We start from the raw sequence: 15,633 nt of genomic DNA, 5'->3' as shown, positions 1-15,633 counted from the left end.
CGTAGCGCGCAAAGCGCGCGCAGCCTGGGGGATGTCGTCAGATACTTCCGACGACGCCTTCCACGAGGTAGTTCATGCCCTCGAGCTTCAGGTCCGTCTGTTTGAGCGTCGTGCCCGCGGCGATGACGGTGTTGCCCTTGTTGTCCTTGAGCGGGCCCTTGAAGATGTCGAACGTGCCCGCGAGCATCTTGGCCTTGATGTCGTCGGCCTGCTTCTTGGCAGCGTCGGTCACGGCCGGGCCGTAGGCGGACATCTTCACGTAGCCTTCCTTCAGGCCACCGCGCAGGAAGTTGGGGTGCGGCTTGCCGGTCTGCGCGGCGTCCACGATCGTCTTGTACGCGGTGAGCCAGTTCCACTCCGCACCCGTCAGGTAGGCCTGCGGTGCGAGCTTGGCCTGGCTGGCGTGGTAGCCACAGACCATCTTGCCGCGCTTGGCTGCGGTTTCCACGACGACCTTCGGGCCGTCCACGTGCATGGTGAACACATCGACGCCCTGGTCGGCCAGGCTGTTGGTGGCTTCGGCTTCCTTCACCGCCATCGACCAGTCACCGGTGAAGATGACGTGGCAGGTGATGCCGGGCTTGACCGAGCGCGCCCCCATCAGGAATGCGTTGATGTTGCGCAGCACCTGGGGGATCGGCTTGGCGGCCACGAAGCCGATCTTTCCGCTCTTGCTCATGTGGCCGGCGACCACGCCGTTGAGGTACTGGCACTCGTCGATGTAGCCGAAGAAGCTGCTCACGTTCTTCGGGTGCTTGCCTTCGGTCCACATGCCGCCGCAATGCGAGAAGCGCACGTCGGGGTTCTTGGGGGCGAGTGCGAGGATGTGCGGATCGAAGTAGCCGAACGACGTGGGGAACAGCAGTTTCGCGCCGTCCTGCGCGATCATGCCGGTCATGGTTTTCTGCACGGCTGCGGTTTCGGGCACGTTCTCTTCTTCCACCACCTTGATGCCGGGCAGCTTCTTCAGTTCGGCCGCGGCCTGCGCGTGCGCCTGGTTGTAGCCGTAGTCGTCGCGCGGGCCGACGTAGATGACGCCCACGGTGAGCGGCTTCTGCGCGTGCGCGAACTGGCTGAGCGAGCCCAGCGAGGTGGCCGCCCCCAGCGCGGCGATGGTCTTGATCGAGTCCCGACGATTGATGCTGTTCATGATGAGCCCTCCGGCGAATTCACGAGGTGGTTGGAAGCAACACGCTCGTCCTGACCACCCCGGTCATCAAGACAGCGACGCAGGCGACATGCCGTGTTCGTTGGTTGTCTGCTTTCATGCGGGCCTCAGCCGAGCAGGCTCACATGGGCCGCGACGACGCGCCAGCCGTCTGCGGTGCGCAGCCAGGTCTGGCTCTGGCGGCCCGTCTTCGGGCTGCCTTCGCGGCGGAATTCGATGTTGGCCGTGGCGAAGTCGCGGCCGTACGTGGTGATGACGGTCTTCAGCACTTCACGCGCAAGGCCCTGCGAAGGCCGGGCTGCACGGAAGGCCTGGATCTCGTCGTAACCGTAGAGGTTTTCCGTTGCGCCATAACGCAACGTGTGCGGGCTCTTCCAGAAGAGCTCATCGAGCACGTCCACGTCGTTGGTCACGAGTGCGCGTTCATAACGCTCGAACTGCACCTTCACCTGCGCCAGCACTTCGGGCAGGTTGATCTGGGTATCGGGCAATGGACTCATGGTCGTGTTCATGCAAGGGCTCTCGGTGCACGCACGGCGGCGGCGCCGGCTTCTGCCAGCGCAAGCCCGGCACGCAGGACGACGTCTTCACGCCACGGCGCGGCAATGAGCTGAACACCCAGCGGCAAGCCGGGGATCGCGCCTTCGCCAGCGGGCCACATCGGCGCGGCGACCACCGGGCAACCGGCAAACGAGACGGGCTGTGTGAGCAGGCCCATCGATGGCCGCGTGGGCAGCGTCATGCCATTGATGTCGATCGTCTCCGCACCGATCACCGTCGCCTGCACGGGCGTGGCGGGCGCGATGAGCAGGTCCCAGTCCCTGAACAGCGCGTTGACACGGTCGCGGTAGACGCGGCGGAAGCGCTGGGCGCGCAGGTACCACGCCGTCGGCTGCAGCACGCCGGAGATGAAGCGGTCCACCGACAGCGGCTCGAAATCGTCCGCACGCGTGCGCAGATCGTCCAGATGCAGGTTGCCGCCCTCGCTGGCGGTGATGATGAACGCGGCGGCGCGACCGAGCGCGGCGTCGGGCCAGATGGCCTCGCCCTGCGCCCCCAGCGCGGCTGCGGCCTGCGCGACCACCTCGCGTGCCGCCGGCGTGGCGTTGTCGTGGAAGTAACCGCCGAGAACGCCGATGCGCAAGCCCTTCACGCCCTGCGTGAGTGTGGGCATCGCGGCCTGCACATCGAGCGCATGGCAACCGGGGTCAAGCGCATCGGGGCCTTGCATCGCGTCGTAGGAAAGCGCCAGTCCCTGCACGCTGTCCGCAAAAGGCCCCAGGTGGTCGATGCTGTGCACGAACGGATAGCTGCCGCGCCGCGTCAGCCGGCCGAAGGTGGGCTTGAGCCCCCAGACGCCGCACAGTGACGACGGGACGCGGATGGACCCGTTGGTATCCGAGCCCAGCGCAATCGGCACCTGTCCGGCCGCGACAGCTGCACCGGACCCGCCCGACGAACCGCCCGCGATGCGCGAGAGGTCGTGCGGGTTGTGGCACGGGCCTTCGTGGCTGTTCTCGGTGGTGAAGCCGTAGGCGTACTCGTCCATGTTGAGCGCGCCCACGAGCACCGCGCCCGCCGCCTGCATGCGCTGCACGAGCACCGCATCGGCCGTGGCTGGCGGATGCGTGCGGTTGATCCTGGAACCGGCCAGCGTGGTGATGCCCTGCACGTCGAACAGGTTCTTCACCGCATAGGGCACGCCCGCGAGAGGTGCCAGCTTCTCGCCGCGATGGCGCGCCTGGTCGACTGCACCGGCATCGGCCAGAGCGCGTTCGCGCAGCACGTCGGTGAACGCGTTTACACGTTCGTCTGTGGCGGTAATGCGCTCGATGGCCGCCGTGGCGAGCTCGACAGCGCTGACCTCGCCGCGCGCGACGGCATCGGCCATCTGCGTGGTGTTCATGCGCAGGCTGTTCTTCATCGTCATGCCTTGCTCTCCGGCGCCGGGTAAGGCGCAGGCCGGTAGATTTCGGCGAGCTCGTCTTCCGGTGTCAGCGGCTCTTTCTCGAGCGAGGCGGCCAGTGCCTGCGTGCGCTCGAAGTGTTCGGCCACGCGCTGCGCGCGCTCATCGTCCAGGTTGAGGCCCAAGGCCTTCGAAGCGGCCTTGACGTACTGCAGTGTGTCGGCTTTGCTCATGATGGTCTGTGTGCCTGCTCATTCCTTCGGTGCCAGCGAAGCGATGTACGCGCGCCAGCCACCGAAATGCGTGATGTCGAGTGCGCCCTCGAGCGCGAGCGGCTCGCACAGGAAGCCCTGCACACTCGCGCCGTCAGCCAGCTTCAGCGTGCCGATGCCCAGCGGACCGGGGATGAGCGCGACGAAGGACCCATAGTTCTCGACGGGCATCTCCCAGATTTCGAGCGCGATGCGCGCACCTTGCCCGGGCGCGACCCGTACGAGGCCCGGCTTGGGCGGCACGGTGCCGGCGAGTGCATAAAAGCGATAGTCCGGCGCGGTTTCCGTGGTGGCCACGAGCGTCGCGTTGCGTTCGGTGAGCTGTATGTTCAGCGGCATGCCCGACAGGTGCGCGCCAACCACGGCCACCCGCACGGTGGCGCTGGCATCCAGCCCGGGAATCGACACGGGCGCGGGCATGGGTTCGCCTGTCGCGCCGAGCGTGAGCCCTGTCGCATGGTGATAGCGCTGGCCCAGTTCCGCGAGCTGCAGATCGCTCCCGCAAGGGCCGATGAGCGTGATGCCGAACGGCAGGCCGTCCGGTCGCAGGCTGCTGGGCACGGCGATGGCGGCGTAGTCCAGCAGGTTGACGAAGTTGGTGTAGATGCCGAGGTTGCGGTTGAGCGCCACCGGGTCGGCCTGCATCTGCGCGATGGTGTAGTGCGTGGGTGCCGTGGGCACCAGCAGCACGTCGATGTCGGCCCACATGCCTTGTGCCTGCTGGCCGAGGCGACGCAACTGGGTCTGCGCCTCGTACAGGTCTGCCGCGCCGTATTTGCGGCCCTGCGCGATGATGCCGCGCACCGGCTCCATCACCTTGTCTTCATACGCGTCGAAGAACGCGCGCACGGCGGTATAGCGCTCCGCAACCAGCGCGCTTTCATACAGCAGCGTGGCAGCAGCACCGAGCGGCGCGTAGTCCACCGGCACGGCAACGCCGCCGAGTTTCTCCATCGCGCGGATGCCCTTTGCGAATTCGGCTTCGGCCACGCCGTCACCACAGAACTGCAGCGCAGCCGGTACGCCGAACCGGAAGCGCGCGCCGAACGGCGTGCGCGCCAGCGCGATGTCGCGCGAATACGGATCGAGCGGGTCGTATCCCATCGCGGCAGTGAGTGCCCTGACCGCCATGCCGACGGTGCGCGCGAAGATGGACACGCAATCCACGCTCTGCGCGGCCGGCACGACGCCACGGGCACTGATGAGACCCTTGGTCGGCTTGATGCCCACGATGTTGTTGAACCCCGCCGGCACGCGGCCCGAGCCCGCCGTGTCGGTGCCGAGCGAGAAGTCCACCTGCCCGGTGGCGACCACGTAGGCCGAGCCCGAGCTCGATCCGCCCGACACATAGTCAGGGTTGATGGCATTGGGCACCGCGCCGTAGGGCGAGCGCGTGCCGTTGAGTCCGCAGGCGAACTGGTCGAGGTTGGTCTTGCCTTCAAGGCGTGCACCAGCATCGAGCAGGCGCTGCACCGAGGCCGCGTTGTGCACGGGCGAGTAGGCAAACTCCGGACAGGCAGCCGTGGTCGGCAGGCCGGCCGCGTCGATGTTGTCCTTGGCCGCAAAGCGCAGGCCGGCAAGCGGGCCGACACTGGAGGGCACTGCCGGACCGGTAGCGGGCACGCGCGAAATCCAGGCCTGCGGCGCCCACGCAGCCCCGACGACGTGCGCGCCGTCTGACGATTGCTTTTCCGGACCTGCTGCCAAACGCACCATGTTGAAGCATCCAAACTTGTACACAACATGAGATGCAAAGGGCGTGCCACGGGAAACTACCCGATGCGGCAGCGGCGTTGTTCGATACGATGCCCCGGATCGCGCGGTACAGCGCCCCCTGGAGGAAACATATGCGGTTCGTTCCCGCCATCGCGGCACTCGGCGCTTCCCTTCTCGTTGCACAACTGCTCGCGGGCCCCGCCATGGCGCAGGCCCCCGCTCCGGCCCAGGCGCCGACGGCACCCGCCCCTGTGACCAATGCCATCAAGGTCGGCGTGATCGGCCCCATGTCGGGCGGCTCGGCGGACTTCGGCCGCGCGATGGTCAACGGCGTCGAACTCGCCGTGGCCGAGATCAACCCGCTCGGCGGCTACCTCGGCCGGCCGATCGAACTCGTGGTGAAGGACGACAAGGGCGACCCGGAAACCGGCCTCAAGCTCAGCGAAGAGCTGGTCACCAAGGACAAGGTCATCGCCACCATCGGGTTTTGCAACACGGGCGTGGCCATCAAGTCCATCCCGGTGTTCCAGAAGGCGCAGAGCCCGCTCATCGTGCCGTGCGCGGCCGGATCGCCTGTCACGAAAGTCGTGCCGCCTGCGGAAAGCTTCGTCTTCCGCGTGTCGCCCAGCGAGGAAATCAAGGCGCCCTTCATCGTGCAGGACCTGCTCAGGCGCGGGTGGAACAAGGTGGCGATCTTCGCGGACAGTACGCCGTATGGCGAGTCCGGCAAGAGCGACGTGACCAAGGCGCTGGAAGCCGCCGGCATCAAACCCGTGCACGTGACGAGCTTCGCGCTGGGCGTGCAGTCGCTGAATGCAGAGATGGAGAAGGCACGTGCCGCCGGAGCCAACGTCGTGTTCGCCTACACCGTCGGGCCGGAGAACGCGGTCATCGCGAAGAGCCGCACTGCCATCAACTGGAAAGTGCCGATGGTCGGGCCGTGGACGCTTTCCTTCCCCAACTTCATCCAGGGCGCGGGCGAAGCCGCCGAAGGCGCGCTGATGGCGCAGACCTTCATCGCAGAGCCCAGCAACGAGCGGCGCGCTTCATTCCTTGCGGCGTACTCGCGCAAGTACAACGCGCAGCGCATCCCGGTTCCGATGGCCGCGGCGCAGGCGTATGACGCCACCTACCTGCTGATGTATTCACTGTTCGGCATCCGCGACGGCAACCTGTCCGGCCCCCGCATCAAGCAGAGCCTGGAGAACATGCCGCGCATCTATTACGGCGTGGTGTCCACGTATGAAAAGCCGTTCACCGCCACGAGCAAGGATGCCGTCTCACCCAACATGCTGGTGATGGGCATGGTGAAGAACGGCGCGGTGACGTTCGCGTACCCGTCGGATGCGAAGCGCAACCTGATCGTGCAGCGCAAGCAGTAGGGGCAGGCGGAAAGGGGCCGGCGGCTCAGCGACGCCGTGCGGCCTGGTACAGGCCTTCCACGCGCGGCACGTTGGCCTTGAGCTGTGCGATGCGCTCGGGCCCGCTCGGGTGGGTCGACAGGAAGCTCGAGCCGTTGTTGCCCGAGGCCTTGCCCATCTTCTCCCACAGCGACACGGACGAATCCGGGTCGTAGCCGCCACGTGCGGCGAGCTCGAGACCCACCAGATCGGCTTCGCTCTCGTCTTGGCGGCTGAATTTCAGCGAGAGGAGCTGCGTGCCGATGTTGGCCGCCGCCTCGCCCAGGTTGCCCAGGCCGAGCAGTTGCGCACCGATGGACAGGCCGATGCCCGTGGCCTGCGTCTTGGCGATGCGAGCACGCGCGTGCTCGCGCAGCGCGTGGGCCATTTCGTGGCCCATGATCATGGCGGCCTCGTCATCGGTCAGCTGCAGCTGGTCGAGGATGCCGGTGTAAAAGGCGATCTTGCCGCCAGGCATGCAGAAGGCGTTGATCTGCTTGCTGCCGATGAGGTTGACTTCCCAGCGCCAGTTGGCCGCGCGGCTGTTCCAGGGCGGCGCAAACGGGATGAGCCGCTGGGAGATGACACGCAGCCGCTGCAGCTGCGGGTGGTTGTCGGGTGCCAGCGCCTTCTGCGCCTTGGCCTGCGCCATCATCTGCGAATACTGCTGCGTGGCCGACTTTTCGAGATCTTCCGCCGGCACGAGCTTGCGGATGCCGGACGAATTGCCGACATCCACCTGCGCGAGTACCGGTTCGGCCAGCGCCGCGCCGCTTGCGAGCAGGAAGCCCCGGCGCGCCTGCCAGGCCGAGTTCCTGGCAATGGATTGTTTGGCGTCGCAGAGAAAACACATGCGCCAATAATAGTCAGAATTCGAGTCATCCATGTCAGACAACATCCCAGCAGCAGCATCCCCCCCCGAACGCCGCCGTTCCTGGCGCGAGGCCATGCGGGTCTACCTCGAGCCGGCCAGCCTGCGCATGCTGGCGCTGGGCTTCGCTGCCGGCCTGCCGCTTTTGCTGGTGCTGGGCACGCTCAGCTTCCGCCTGCGTGAGGCGGGCCTGGACCGCTCGACGATCGGCCATCTCAGCTGGGTGGGCCTGGCCTACGGTTTCAAATGGTGCTGGGCGCCGCTCGTGGACCGCATGCCGCTGCCGGGCCTCACGAACACGCTCGGCCGCCGGCGCGGCTGGCTGCTGCTGGCGCAGGTCGCGGTGATGGCCGGCATCGCCGGCATGGCAGTGACCGACCCGAAGACGGCGCTGGGCACCATGGTCGCTTTTGCTCTGCTGACCGCCTTCGGCTCGGCCACGCAGGACATCGCGCTGGACGCCTACCGCATCGAATCCGCCGTGGCCGACAAGCAGGCCGCGCTGGCCGCCACGTACCAGACCGGCTACCGGCTCGCGATGATCTGGTCGGGTGCCGGCGTGCTCTGGCTCGCGGCGCGCGCCGAAGTGGCCAGCGCGGCGAACTACCAGCACGGCGCGTGGCAGGTGGCCTATCTGGCCATGGCCGCCTCGATGCTCGTCGGTGTGCTGACCGTGCTGCTCAGCCCCGAGCCCGCGCGGCGCGAACTGCCCCCCGCGCGCAATCCGCGCGAATGGCTGCAGTCGGCGCTGATCGAGCCCTTTGCCGACTTCGTCCGCCGCTACCGCTGGCAGGCGGCACTGGTGCTCGCGCTGATCGCGGTCTACCGCATCAGCGATGTGGTGATGGGCATCATGGCCAACCCGTTCTATGTGGACATGGGCTTCACCAAGGACGAAGTCGCCGCCGTGAGCAAGCTCTACGGCGTGGTGATGACGCTGGTGGGTGCCTTCGTCGGCGGTGTGCTGTCGATGCGGGTGGGCGTGATGCGCATCCTCATGCTGGGCGCGATGCTGAGTGCCGCCAGCAACCTGCTGTTCGCGTGGCTGGCCATGCGCGGGCACGACGTGACGGCACTGATCTTCGTCATCTCGGCCGACAACCTGGCGAGCGGCATCGCGTCGGCGGCGTTCATCGCCTATCTTTCCTCGCTCACCAACATCCAGTACTCGGCCACGCAGTACGCACTCTTCAGCTCGATGATGCTGCTTGCCCCCAAGTGGATCGCCGGCTTCTCGGGCGAGTATGTCGATGCCTTCGGCTACACGCAGTTCTTCGTCTCGACGGCCCTGCTGGGCGTGCCGGTACTGCTGCTGGTCTGGCTGGCCTCGCGCGTGCACGCCAGCCCCGTCAAGCCCGGGCCATGAGCGGTTTCCTTTCGATCGTTTACTTTTCTTTACCGGCGGTTCAAGCGGGGCTGATCGCCAGGCCCCAACATGCAGGAACACCATGACCACCCGACTCCTGATGATCGAAGACGACGCCCGCCTCGCGCAGATGGTGGGCGAATATTTGGGCCAGTCCGGCTTTGCGTTTTCGCACGCCGGCGACGGACAGGGCGGTCTCGCGCAGCTGCAGGAAGCGCCGCCCGACCTGGTCATCCTGGACCTGATGCTGCCCGATATGGACGGCCTGGAAGTCTGCCGCCGCCTGCGTTCGCTGCCCGGCGACCTGTCGCGCACACCGGTGCTGATGCTCACCGCCAAGGGCGACCCGATGGACCGCATCATCGGCCTCGAACTCGGTGCCGACGACTACCTGCCCAAGCCCTTCGAGCCGCGCGAGCTGCTGGCGCGCATCCGCGCCGTGCTGCGCCGCCGCACCGACGACCCGGCCGCGCCGGTGAAGAGCATGCGTTTCGGCTCGCTCGAGATCGACCGCGATGCACGCGTCGTCTCCGTGGCGGGCGCAGACGCCGACCTCACGTCCTACCAGTTCGACCTGCTGGTCGCGCTGGCCGAGCGTGCGGGCCGCGTCCTCTCGCGCGACCAGATCATGGAAGCCGTGCGCGGACGCGAACTCGAAGCATTCGATCGGTCGATCGACGTGCACATGGGTCGCATCCGTGCGGCCATCGAGGTGGATCCGAAGAACCCCAAACGCATCCTGACGGTGCGTGGCGTGGGCTACGTCTTTGCCAAGCAGCAGGACTGAAGGCCCGGCGCGCATGTTCGCCTCCAACCCCTTCACCCGGCGCCTGTATGTGCGCATCTGGCTGGCCATCGCCGGTGGCCTGCTGGTGCTCACGCTCGTGATCGGCTGGGCCTGGCGGGTGACCGCGGACGCCAACCGCCCGCCGCCGCAATCCGCGCCGCGCGACGTGGTGGTGCGCGATGCCAATGGGCACATCCTGAGCACAGGTTCGGCCCGCACGGTGCGGCCGCCCAACGCCACCGAAGGCATCGAGTTCGTGGTCAACCTGACCGACGGCGAAACACTGACACTCACGCTGCCGCCGCGGCCCTCACGCCGCCCGCCACCCCCGTTCTGGGCGCGGGAGCCCTTCGGATTCGCCTGGCTGCTGGCGCTGGTGGGCGTGGCTGTCACCGTTGGCGTCTACCCGGTCGTGCGCCGCCTGACCAAGGGGCTGGAGGGGCTGCAACGCGGCGTGCAACGCTGGGGCGAAGGTGATCTTTCGGTGCGCGTGCCGGTGACGGGCAAGGACGAAGTGGCCGATCTGTCGGCGCGCTTCAACGAGTCTGCCGAACGCATCGAGCGGCTGGTCAATTCGCACAAGGCACTGCTGGCCAATGCCTCGCACGAGTTGCGCTCACCGCTGGCGCGCATCCGCATGGGGCTCGAGCTCATGGGCTCGCAACCCTCGTCCGCGTTCAAGGACGAGATTTCACGCAACATCGCCGAGCTCGACCAGCTGATCGGCGAAATCCTTCTGGCCAGCCGCCTGGACGTGAAGGAAGCCGACATGGGTCCGCTGGAAACGGTGGACCTCACCGGTCTGGCTGCCGAAGAATGCGCACACAACGGTGCCGAGCTCGAAGCCGGCACGCATGGGCTGAGCGTGCAGGGCGTGTCACGCCTGCTGCGCCGTGTGATCCGCAACCTGCTGGAGAACGCACGCCGCTACGGCGGCGCGGGTGACGTGACCCTGACGCTGCTGCAGACGGGCCGCTTTGCCGAAGTCCGCGTGGCGGATCACGGTCCCGGTGTGCCCGCGGACCAGCGTACCCGGATCTTCGAGCCGTTCTACCGCCTGCCGGGCGCGAGCGAGCGCGAAGGCGGCGTGGGCCTGGGCCTGGCGCTGGTCAAATCCATCGTCGAGCGCCATGGCGGAACCGTGCATTGCGAAGACAACCCGGGCGGCGGCGCCTGCTTCGTCGTGCGGTTGCCGCTGCCGGACGTGGCCTGATCCGACCCGCATCCGGCGGTGTGACAAAGATCACGCCCCGCCCCACCAAAACACCCATTTGTGTTGCGCGGTCCCGCATATGGGGGATGCGCACTGCAGGGAGTCGGTCTAAAGTTCGCTTATCTGCTGTCACAGACATCAAAGCGCCGCACCAAGACGGCTGCAAGAACTCGAATCTTCAGTCTCCCAACGACGTCCTGCAAAGGACTTTCAAAGCCGCCGAAAGGCGGTTTTTTTTGTGTTTGTTCACCATCAAGCCTCGATAATCGGAGCAAACATTTCCGAACGCATGCAGTTCCGATTCAGTCTGGACACGCCCTCGCCTCGCCTCGATCTCTGGGCACGCTGGCTTCTCGTCGCCATGATTTTCATGGTACCTATCTCCACCGCTGGCACCAATCTTTTCAAGTTTGCGATGTTGCTTTGCTGGCTGCTCGCAGGGGGCTATCGTGCTCGTTGGGACGTCTTGCGGAGACACCCCCTGGCGTGGGCTGGGGTAGCCCTGTACGTGGTGATTCTTTTCAGCAGCACCTACTCCCCTGCGCCATTCGACGCGATTTTGTTCCAGTGGAGCAAGTACAACAAGATCCTGTTCCTGCTCCCCGCCATCACGCTGCTTCAGGACAGTTTGTGGCGCCGCCGGGCACTTCTGGCCTTCCTGGCTGCCATGGGTGTCACCCTGCTCGCGTCCTATCTGCACGTCTTCTGGGCTTTCCCCGGCGCGCAGGCGACACAGGCCGGCGTGCATGGAAACCACTACGTTTTCAAGAATCACATCGAGCAAAACATCATGATGTCGTTCTTCGTCCTGGCCTGTCTGCATGGTGCGGTCATGGCGAGCGACCTGCGCCACAGGTGGAGTCTGGCCGGGCTCGGGGCTGCAGGTGCAGTCAATATCCTCTTCTTCGTCAACGGACGGACGGGATATCTCACGCTCGCGGCCTGCTTTATCGTGCTGGTGATTTTCGGCATCCCGGCACGGTGGCGCTGGCGCGCACTTTCTGCCATCGTTGTGGCGGGTGTCCTGGCCGTCGCATCGTCCAGCAACTTGCAGAATCGTGTCGAAAGCGTGGTCCGGGAGGTGCAGACACACGAAATCAACGGGCTCGATACCTCCAGCGGACAACGCATCGAATTCTGGAGAAACTCGATCGAACTGCTCAGGGAGAAACCGCTGCTCGGCTGGGGCACCGGTGCCTATGGCCGGGCTTTCTGCAGCGTTGCCGACAACCCGCAATGGTGTCGCATCGGCGCTGAATCTCACCCACACAACCAGACGCTTTACCTCGGCGTGGAATCAGGCCTTTTGGGAATCATCGCCTTCTGGATTTTCCAGTGTGTGCCCCTCTGGTTGGCGCGCTGCTACCCGCCAACCACCCGCCTTCTGCTTGTCGGCCTGACAGCAATCCTGTGGATCGATGGGCTGTTTAACGTTCCCCTGTATGCGCTCACGGAGGCCTTCTTCTTCCTGATGATGTTCGCAACCCTAACGGCCGACTATCCGACCTGCCTGCAACAGTCCGACGATGCGGCCGAGCAGGCGGCCCAGATGGCGAGGAATGGGTATCAGTAGCCGCAAGGGAAGCGCGAGCAGCGCCAAGAGCAGAACCTTGCGACGCAAGGTCCGCGCATCGCCTGCCCGAGGGTATTTGCTGACAAACCGGATTTTGGATTGCGCATGGTGGTATCCGCGCAGGTATTCCGCACGCAGCGGGCTGTTGCCCCTCACCGATCCACGTGACGAATGCACGAGCCGCACCTGGGGTGCCAGAAGGATCGGCAAGCGGCGGTCGAAGATGCGCGTGCACAGGTCGTCGTCTTCGTAATAAAGGAAGAAACCCTCGTCGAAGAAGCCGACATTGCGCATGACCGCCATGTCGAGCAGCAAGGCCGCACCGCAGGCGAAACCGACGCAGCACAGGCCTTCCGCAGCCGGGCCGGCCGACTCCCATTCGGGCGACGGCCAGCGGTAGTTCACTTCGGGTGCGCCGCCGGAGCGCAACAGCTGCGGGGCGATCATGGCCGCGCCGGGGTTGTCGTGCGCGATCTGCAGCAATTGCAGCATGGCGTCCGCGCTGACTTCGCAATCGGGGTTGAGCAGGAAGGCGTAAGGCGTTTTCACGCGCTCGAGGGCGCGGTTGTTGGCGGCGCCGAAACCGAAGTTGCGCTCACCCGCGATCACTTCGGCCTGCGGCAGCGCCGCGCGCGCCTGTTCCACGGTGCCGTCGCCGCTGGCGTTGTCGAAGATGATGACGTTGGGAAAGCCGCCGAGCGCCGTTGCGAGCGCGGGCAGGCAATGCGCGCTGTTGAAAGTCACCAGGACGACGGTGACTTCGGACAGCGACGCGATGGCCGCGGTCATCAATGGTGGCTGCCCACCACTTCGCCTGCCTTCAGCTTGTAGGCGGTGCCGCAATAAGGGCACCGGGCCTGCCCGGTGCGCGCGACGTCCAGGTACACCTTGGGGTGGCTGTTCCAGAGCTTCATGTCGGCCTTGGGGTTCGGGCAGAACACGCCGCCTTGCGCGTTGAGGTCGGACGCGAGCAGTTCGACCGTGGCGATGGCAGGGGTGGACGTACCAGCGGTGGAGGTTTCAGGCGTGCTCATGGCGTCAGACCTTCGTGAGCCAGTGGGCGTACTTGGGGTTGCGGCCGTTCACGATGTCGAAGAACGCGCTCTGCAGCTTCTCGGTGATCGGGCCGCGCGAACCGATGCCGATCTCGATGCGGTCGAGTTCGCGGATGGGCGTGACTTCGGCGGCGGTGCCGGTGAAGAAGGCTTCGTCGGCGATGTACACCTCGTCGCGCGTGATGCGCTTCTGCACGATCTCCAGGCCCAGGTCCTTGGCGATGTGGAAGATGGTGTTGCGGGTGATGCCGTTCAATGCGCCGGCCGACAGGTCGGGCGTGTAGATCACGCCGTTCTTGATGATGAAGATGTTCTCGCCCGCGCCTTCGGACACGAAGCCCGAGCTGTCCAGTAGCAGCGCCTCGTCGTAGCCGTCATCCACGGCTTCCATGTTCGCCAGGATGGAGTTGCTGTAGTTGCTCACGGCCTTGGCCTGCGTCATGGTGATGTTGACGTGGTGGCGCGTGTAGCTGGAGGTCTTCACGCGGATGCCGCGCTTGAGGCCTTCTTCGCCAAGGTAGGCGCCCCAGGCCCAGGCGGCGACCATCGTGTGGATGGTGTTGCCCTTGGGGCTCACGCCCAGCTTCTCGGAGCCGATCCAGGTCAGCGGGCGCAGGTAGCAGCTTTCCAGCTTGTTCTCGCGCACGACGAGCCTCTGCGCTTCGTTCAGTTGCTCCGACGTGAAGGGGATTTTCATGCGCAGGATCTTGGCGCTGTTGATGAGGCGCTCGGTGTGCTCCTGCAGGCGGAAGATGGCCGTGCCGTTGACCGTGTTGTAGGCGCGCACGCCCTCGAAGGCGCCGCAGCCGTAGTGGAGGGTGTGGGTCAGCACGTGGATCCTGGCATCGCGCCAGTCGACCAGCTGGCCGTCCATCCAGATCTTGCCGTCGCGATCGGCCATTGTGGGAACTGCGCTCATGAGGGGTCCTTGTGAGATGGGATCGATTCAGGAGGGATCGATTCGAACCCGCCATTTTAAGGATTCGGCAGGAACCGGGGAAACGGCCGATGGGGCTGGCCCGGTCGCAGATAATCGCCGCCATGACACGCCTGACCGTCGGCATCCTCACGCTCAACGAAGAGCGCCGCATCGAATCCTGCATCCGCAGCTGCGCTTTCGCCGACCAGATCGTCGTCGTGGACAGCGGTAGCCAGGACAAGACGCAGGAGCTGGCACGGACCCTGGGCGCAGAGGTTTTCGTCTACCCGGACTGGCAGGGTTTCGGCGAGCAGCGCAACCGCATCCTCAAGCACGCCGCGGGCGAATACATCCTGTTCATCGATGCCGACGAGCAGGTGCCGCCCGAACTTGCCACCGAAATCCAGGCCGCCGTCGCCAGTGGGCAGGACTCCGTCTGGGAAGTGCTGTGGAACCAGGTCGCCTACGGCCGCCCGCTCACGCTCATGAAGAGCACTGGCGGCGTGCAGCGCATGTTCCGCCGCGAAAGCCTGGAACGCTACGAAGGTGTGGTGCATGAACACGCCGCCATGAAGCCCGGCAACCGGCCCGTGTTGCGTTTCAAGGCGAGGCTGCTGCACTTCTCGCGCGAGACGATCCACGGCAGCCTGCTCAAGCTCGCGCAGTACTCGCAACTGGGCGCCGCCAAGCGATTGGCCGCCGGCAAGCGCGGCGGCATCCTGCGCGGCATGGCCTCGGCCTTCGGCAACTTCGTGCGCCTCTACATCTTCCAGCGCGGATTCCTTTGCGGGCCGCAGGGCTTCCTGTTCTGCTTTTTCATCGCGCTGGAGTGCTTCTTCCGCTATGTGGCATTGCATTACGACCGCGAGCACCTGCAGGCGCTGAGCAAGCGCTGATGATTCATCGGGGCGGCCCGGCTAATCCAGCGGAGCCTCGCCCGCGGCTTCGCCCGGCCGCCACAGCTCCCACTTCGCCAGCTTGCCGTTGACGAATTCGCAGGTCACGTGCGAGTTCGTGCCGTCGGTCCAGCGGAACACTTCGGGCTGTTCGTCGGGCTTCGACAACTGGACGCCCAGTGCCTTGGTCATGGCGATCACGTGCAGCAGGTTCACGCCCGGCTTGAGCCTGGCATTGAGCATGACGGCGCTGCCCACGTGGCCGAGCGGGCGTTCGGACGCGCGCTTGAACGCCTGCATCATGCGGTTGAAGTGAAGCAGCAGGTACATGATGATGCCGCCGATCGCCAATGCGACGCCCTGCCAACCCCAGGCGCGCCAGGCAGCGGCCAGCAGAACGATGCCGCCCACGAGCGCGGAGACTTTTCGGAGATTCATGCCGGCATTTTCGCAGTCTGCCGCCAGCGCCGGCATGTGGCGAGTGCGTACAT

At 65.8% G+C, this 15,633-nt stretch carries 16 protein-coding genes; 6 read left to right on the top strand and 10 right to left on the bottom strand.

Annotated features, from left to right (window positions below; translation table 11 throughout):
- Positions 1 to 37 precede the first annotated feature (37 nt).
- The 5 genes from ACO2Q9_RS20000 to atzF all read right to left on the bottom strand — a co-directional run bounded on the left by ACO2Q9_RS20000 (position 38) and on the right by atzF (position 5,062).
- Complete coding sequence (locus ACO2Q9_RS20000; RefSeq protein ID WP_423314031.1) at positions 38 to 1,150, bottom strand: BMP family ABC transporter substrate-binding protein; 1,113 nt, start codon at positions 1,148 to 1,150, stop codon at positions 38 to 40.
- A 125-nt stretch (positions 1,151 to 1,275) separates the two neighbouring features.
- On the bottom strand, positions 1,276 to 1,668 hold the full coding sequence (gene hpxZ / locus ACO2Q9_RS19995) for an oxalurate catabolism protein HpxZ (RefSeq protein ID WP_423314029.1): 393 nt from the start codon (positions 1,666 to 1,668) through the stop codon (positions 1,276 to 1,278).
- A gap of 8 nt (positions 1,669 to 1,676) precedes the next feature.
- The gene (locus ACO2Q9_RS19990; RefSeq protein ID WP_423314027.1) at positions 1,677 to 3,098 is read right to left on the bottom strand and encodes an AtzE family amidohydrolase; all 1,422 of its coding nucleotides are present in this window, start codon (positions 3,096 to 3,098) and stop codon (positions 1,677 to 1,679) included.
- Positions 3,095 to 3,307, bottom strand: coding sequence for a DUF4089 domain-containing protein (locus tag ACO2Q9_RS19985; protein ID WP_423314025.1), 213 nt, complete (start codon positions 3,305 to 3,307; stop codon positions 3,095 to 3,097). Before ACO2Q9_RS19985 ends, ACO2Q9_RS19990 begins: the two co-directional genes overlap by 4 nt.
- 18 nt (positions 3,308 to 3,325) lie before the next feature.
- Positions 3,326 to 5,062 carry an allophanate hydrolase gene (atzF, locus tag ACO2Q9_RS19980; protein ID WP_423314023.1) on the bottom strand — a complete coding sequence of 579 codons (1,737 nt, stop codon included), beginning with the start codon at positions 5,060 to 5,062 and terminating at the stop codon, positions 3,326 to 3,328.
- A 131-nt stretch (positions 5,063 to 5,193) separates the two neighbouring features.
- Between atzF and ACO2Q9_RS19975 the strand changes: the two genes are divergently transcribed.
- Positions 5,194 to 6,444: an ABC transporter substrate-binding protein gene (locus ACO2Q9_RS19975; RefSeq protein WP_423314021.1), complete on the top strand. Its 1,251-nt coding sequence runs from the start codon at positions 5,194 to 5,196 to the stop codon at positions 6,442 to 6,444.
- Between the two features lie 25 nt (positions 6,445 to 6,469).
- Here ACO2Q9_RS19975 and ACO2Q9_RS19970 read toward each other — a convergent pair whose 3' ends face one another.
- Positions 6,470 to 7,315 carry a M48 family metallopeptidase gene (locus tag ACO2Q9_RS19970; RefSeq protein ID WP_423314019.1) on the bottom strand — a complete coding sequence of 282 codons (846 nt, stop codon included), beginning with the start codon at positions 7,313 to 7,315 and terminating at the stop codon, positions 6,470 to 6,472.
- A 31-nt stretch (positions 7,316 to 7,346) separates the two neighbouring features.
- On the opposite strand from ACO2Q9_RS19970, the gene ACO2Q9_RS19965 reads away from it, so the two are divergent.
- The 4 genes from ACO2Q9_RS19965 to ACO2Q9_RS19950 all read left to right on the top strand — a co-directional run bounded on the left by ACO2Q9_RS19965 (position 7,347) and on the right by ACO2Q9_RS19950 (position 12,272).
- Positions 7,347 to 8,699 carry an AmpG family muropeptide MFS transporter gene (locus ACO2Q9_RS19965; RefSeq protein WP_423314017.1) on the top strand — a complete coding sequence of 451 codons (1,353 nt, stop codon included), beginning with the start codon at positions 7,347 to 7,349 and terminating at the stop codon, positions 8,697 to 8,699.
- 82 nt (positions 8,700 to 8,781) lie between these two features.
- Positions 8,782 to 9,486 carry a response regulator gene (locus ACO2Q9_RS19960; protein WP_423314015.1) on the top strand — a complete coding sequence of 235 codons (705 nt, stop codon included), beginning with the start codon at positions 8,782 to 8,784 and terminating at the stop codon, positions 9,484 to 9,486.
- Positions 9,487 to 9,499: 13 nt separating this feature from the next.
- The gene (locus ACO2Q9_RS19955) at positions 9,500 to 10,699 is read left to right on the top strand and encodes a sensor histidine kinase (RefSeq protein WP_423314013.1); all 1,200 of its coding nucleotides are present in this window, start codon (positions 9,500 to 9,502) and stop codon (positions 10,697 to 10,699) included.
- 289 nt (positions 10,700 to 10,988) lie between these two features.
- A complete protein-coding gene (locus tag ACO2Q9_RS19950; RefSeq protein WP_423314011.1) occupies positions 10,989 to 12,272 on the top strand; it encodes an O-antigen ligase family protein in 1,284 nt (427 codons plus the stop codon).
- Here the strand turns inward: ACO2Q9_RS19950 and ACO2Q9_RS19945 are convergent.
- The 3 genes from ACO2Q9_RS19945 to ACO2Q9_RS19935 are packed head-to-tail and all read right to left on the bottom strand — an operon-like array spanning position 12,186 to position 14,246.
- A complete protein-coding gene (locus ACO2Q9_RS19945) occupies positions 12,186 to 13,061 on the bottom strand; it encodes a glycosyltransferase family 2 protein (RefSeq protein WP_423314009.1) in 876 nt (291 codons plus the stop codon). The two genes, ACO2Q9_RS19950 and ACO2Q9_RS19945, sit on opposite strands and share 87 nt — an antisense overlap.
- Complete coding sequence (locus tag ACO2Q9_RS19940) at positions 13,061 to 13,306, bottom strand: zinc-finger domain-containing protein (protein ID WP_423314007.1); 246 nt, start codon at positions 13,304 to 13,306, stop codon at positions 13,061 to 13,063. Before ACO2Q9_RS19940 ends, ACO2Q9_RS19945 begins: the two co-directional genes overlap by 1 nt.
- A gap of 4 nt (positions 13,307 to 13,310) precedes the next feature.
- A complete protein-coding gene (locus tag ACO2Q9_RS19935; protein ID WP_423314005.1) occupies positions 13,311 to 14,246 on the bottom strand; it encodes a branched-chain amino acid transaminase in 936 nt (311 codons plus the stop codon).
- Between the two features lie 122 nt (positions 14,247 to 14,368).
- Between ACO2Q9_RS19935 and ACO2Q9_RS19930 the strand changes: the two genes are divergently transcribed.
- Entirely contained in the window at positions 14,369 to 15,142 is a 774-nt protein-coding gene (locus ACO2Q9_RS19930; protein ID WP_423314003.1) for a glycosyltransferase family 2 protein, read from the top strand.
- Positions 15,143 to 15,163: 21 nt separating this feature from the next.
- Here the strand turns inward: ACO2Q9_RS19930 and ACO2Q9_RS19925 are convergent, their stop codons facing one another.
- Positions 15,164 to 15,580 (bottom strand): glycerate kinase, encoded by a 417-nt coding sequence (locus ACO2Q9_RS19925; protein WP_423314001.1) that lies wholly within the window; start codon positions 15,578 to 15,580, stop codon positions 15,164 to 15,166.
- Between the last annotated feature and the right edge of the window lie 53 nt (positions 15,581 to 15,633).

This window comes from Variovorax sp. VNK109, from assembly GCF_049445855.1.
Taxonomy (GTDB): Bacteria; Pseudomonadota; Gammaproteobacteria; order Burkholderiales; family Burkholderiaceae_C; genus JAGOCV01.
Note: the sequence above shows the minus strand (reverse complement) of the source record. Positions and strands in the feature narration are given on the sequence as shown.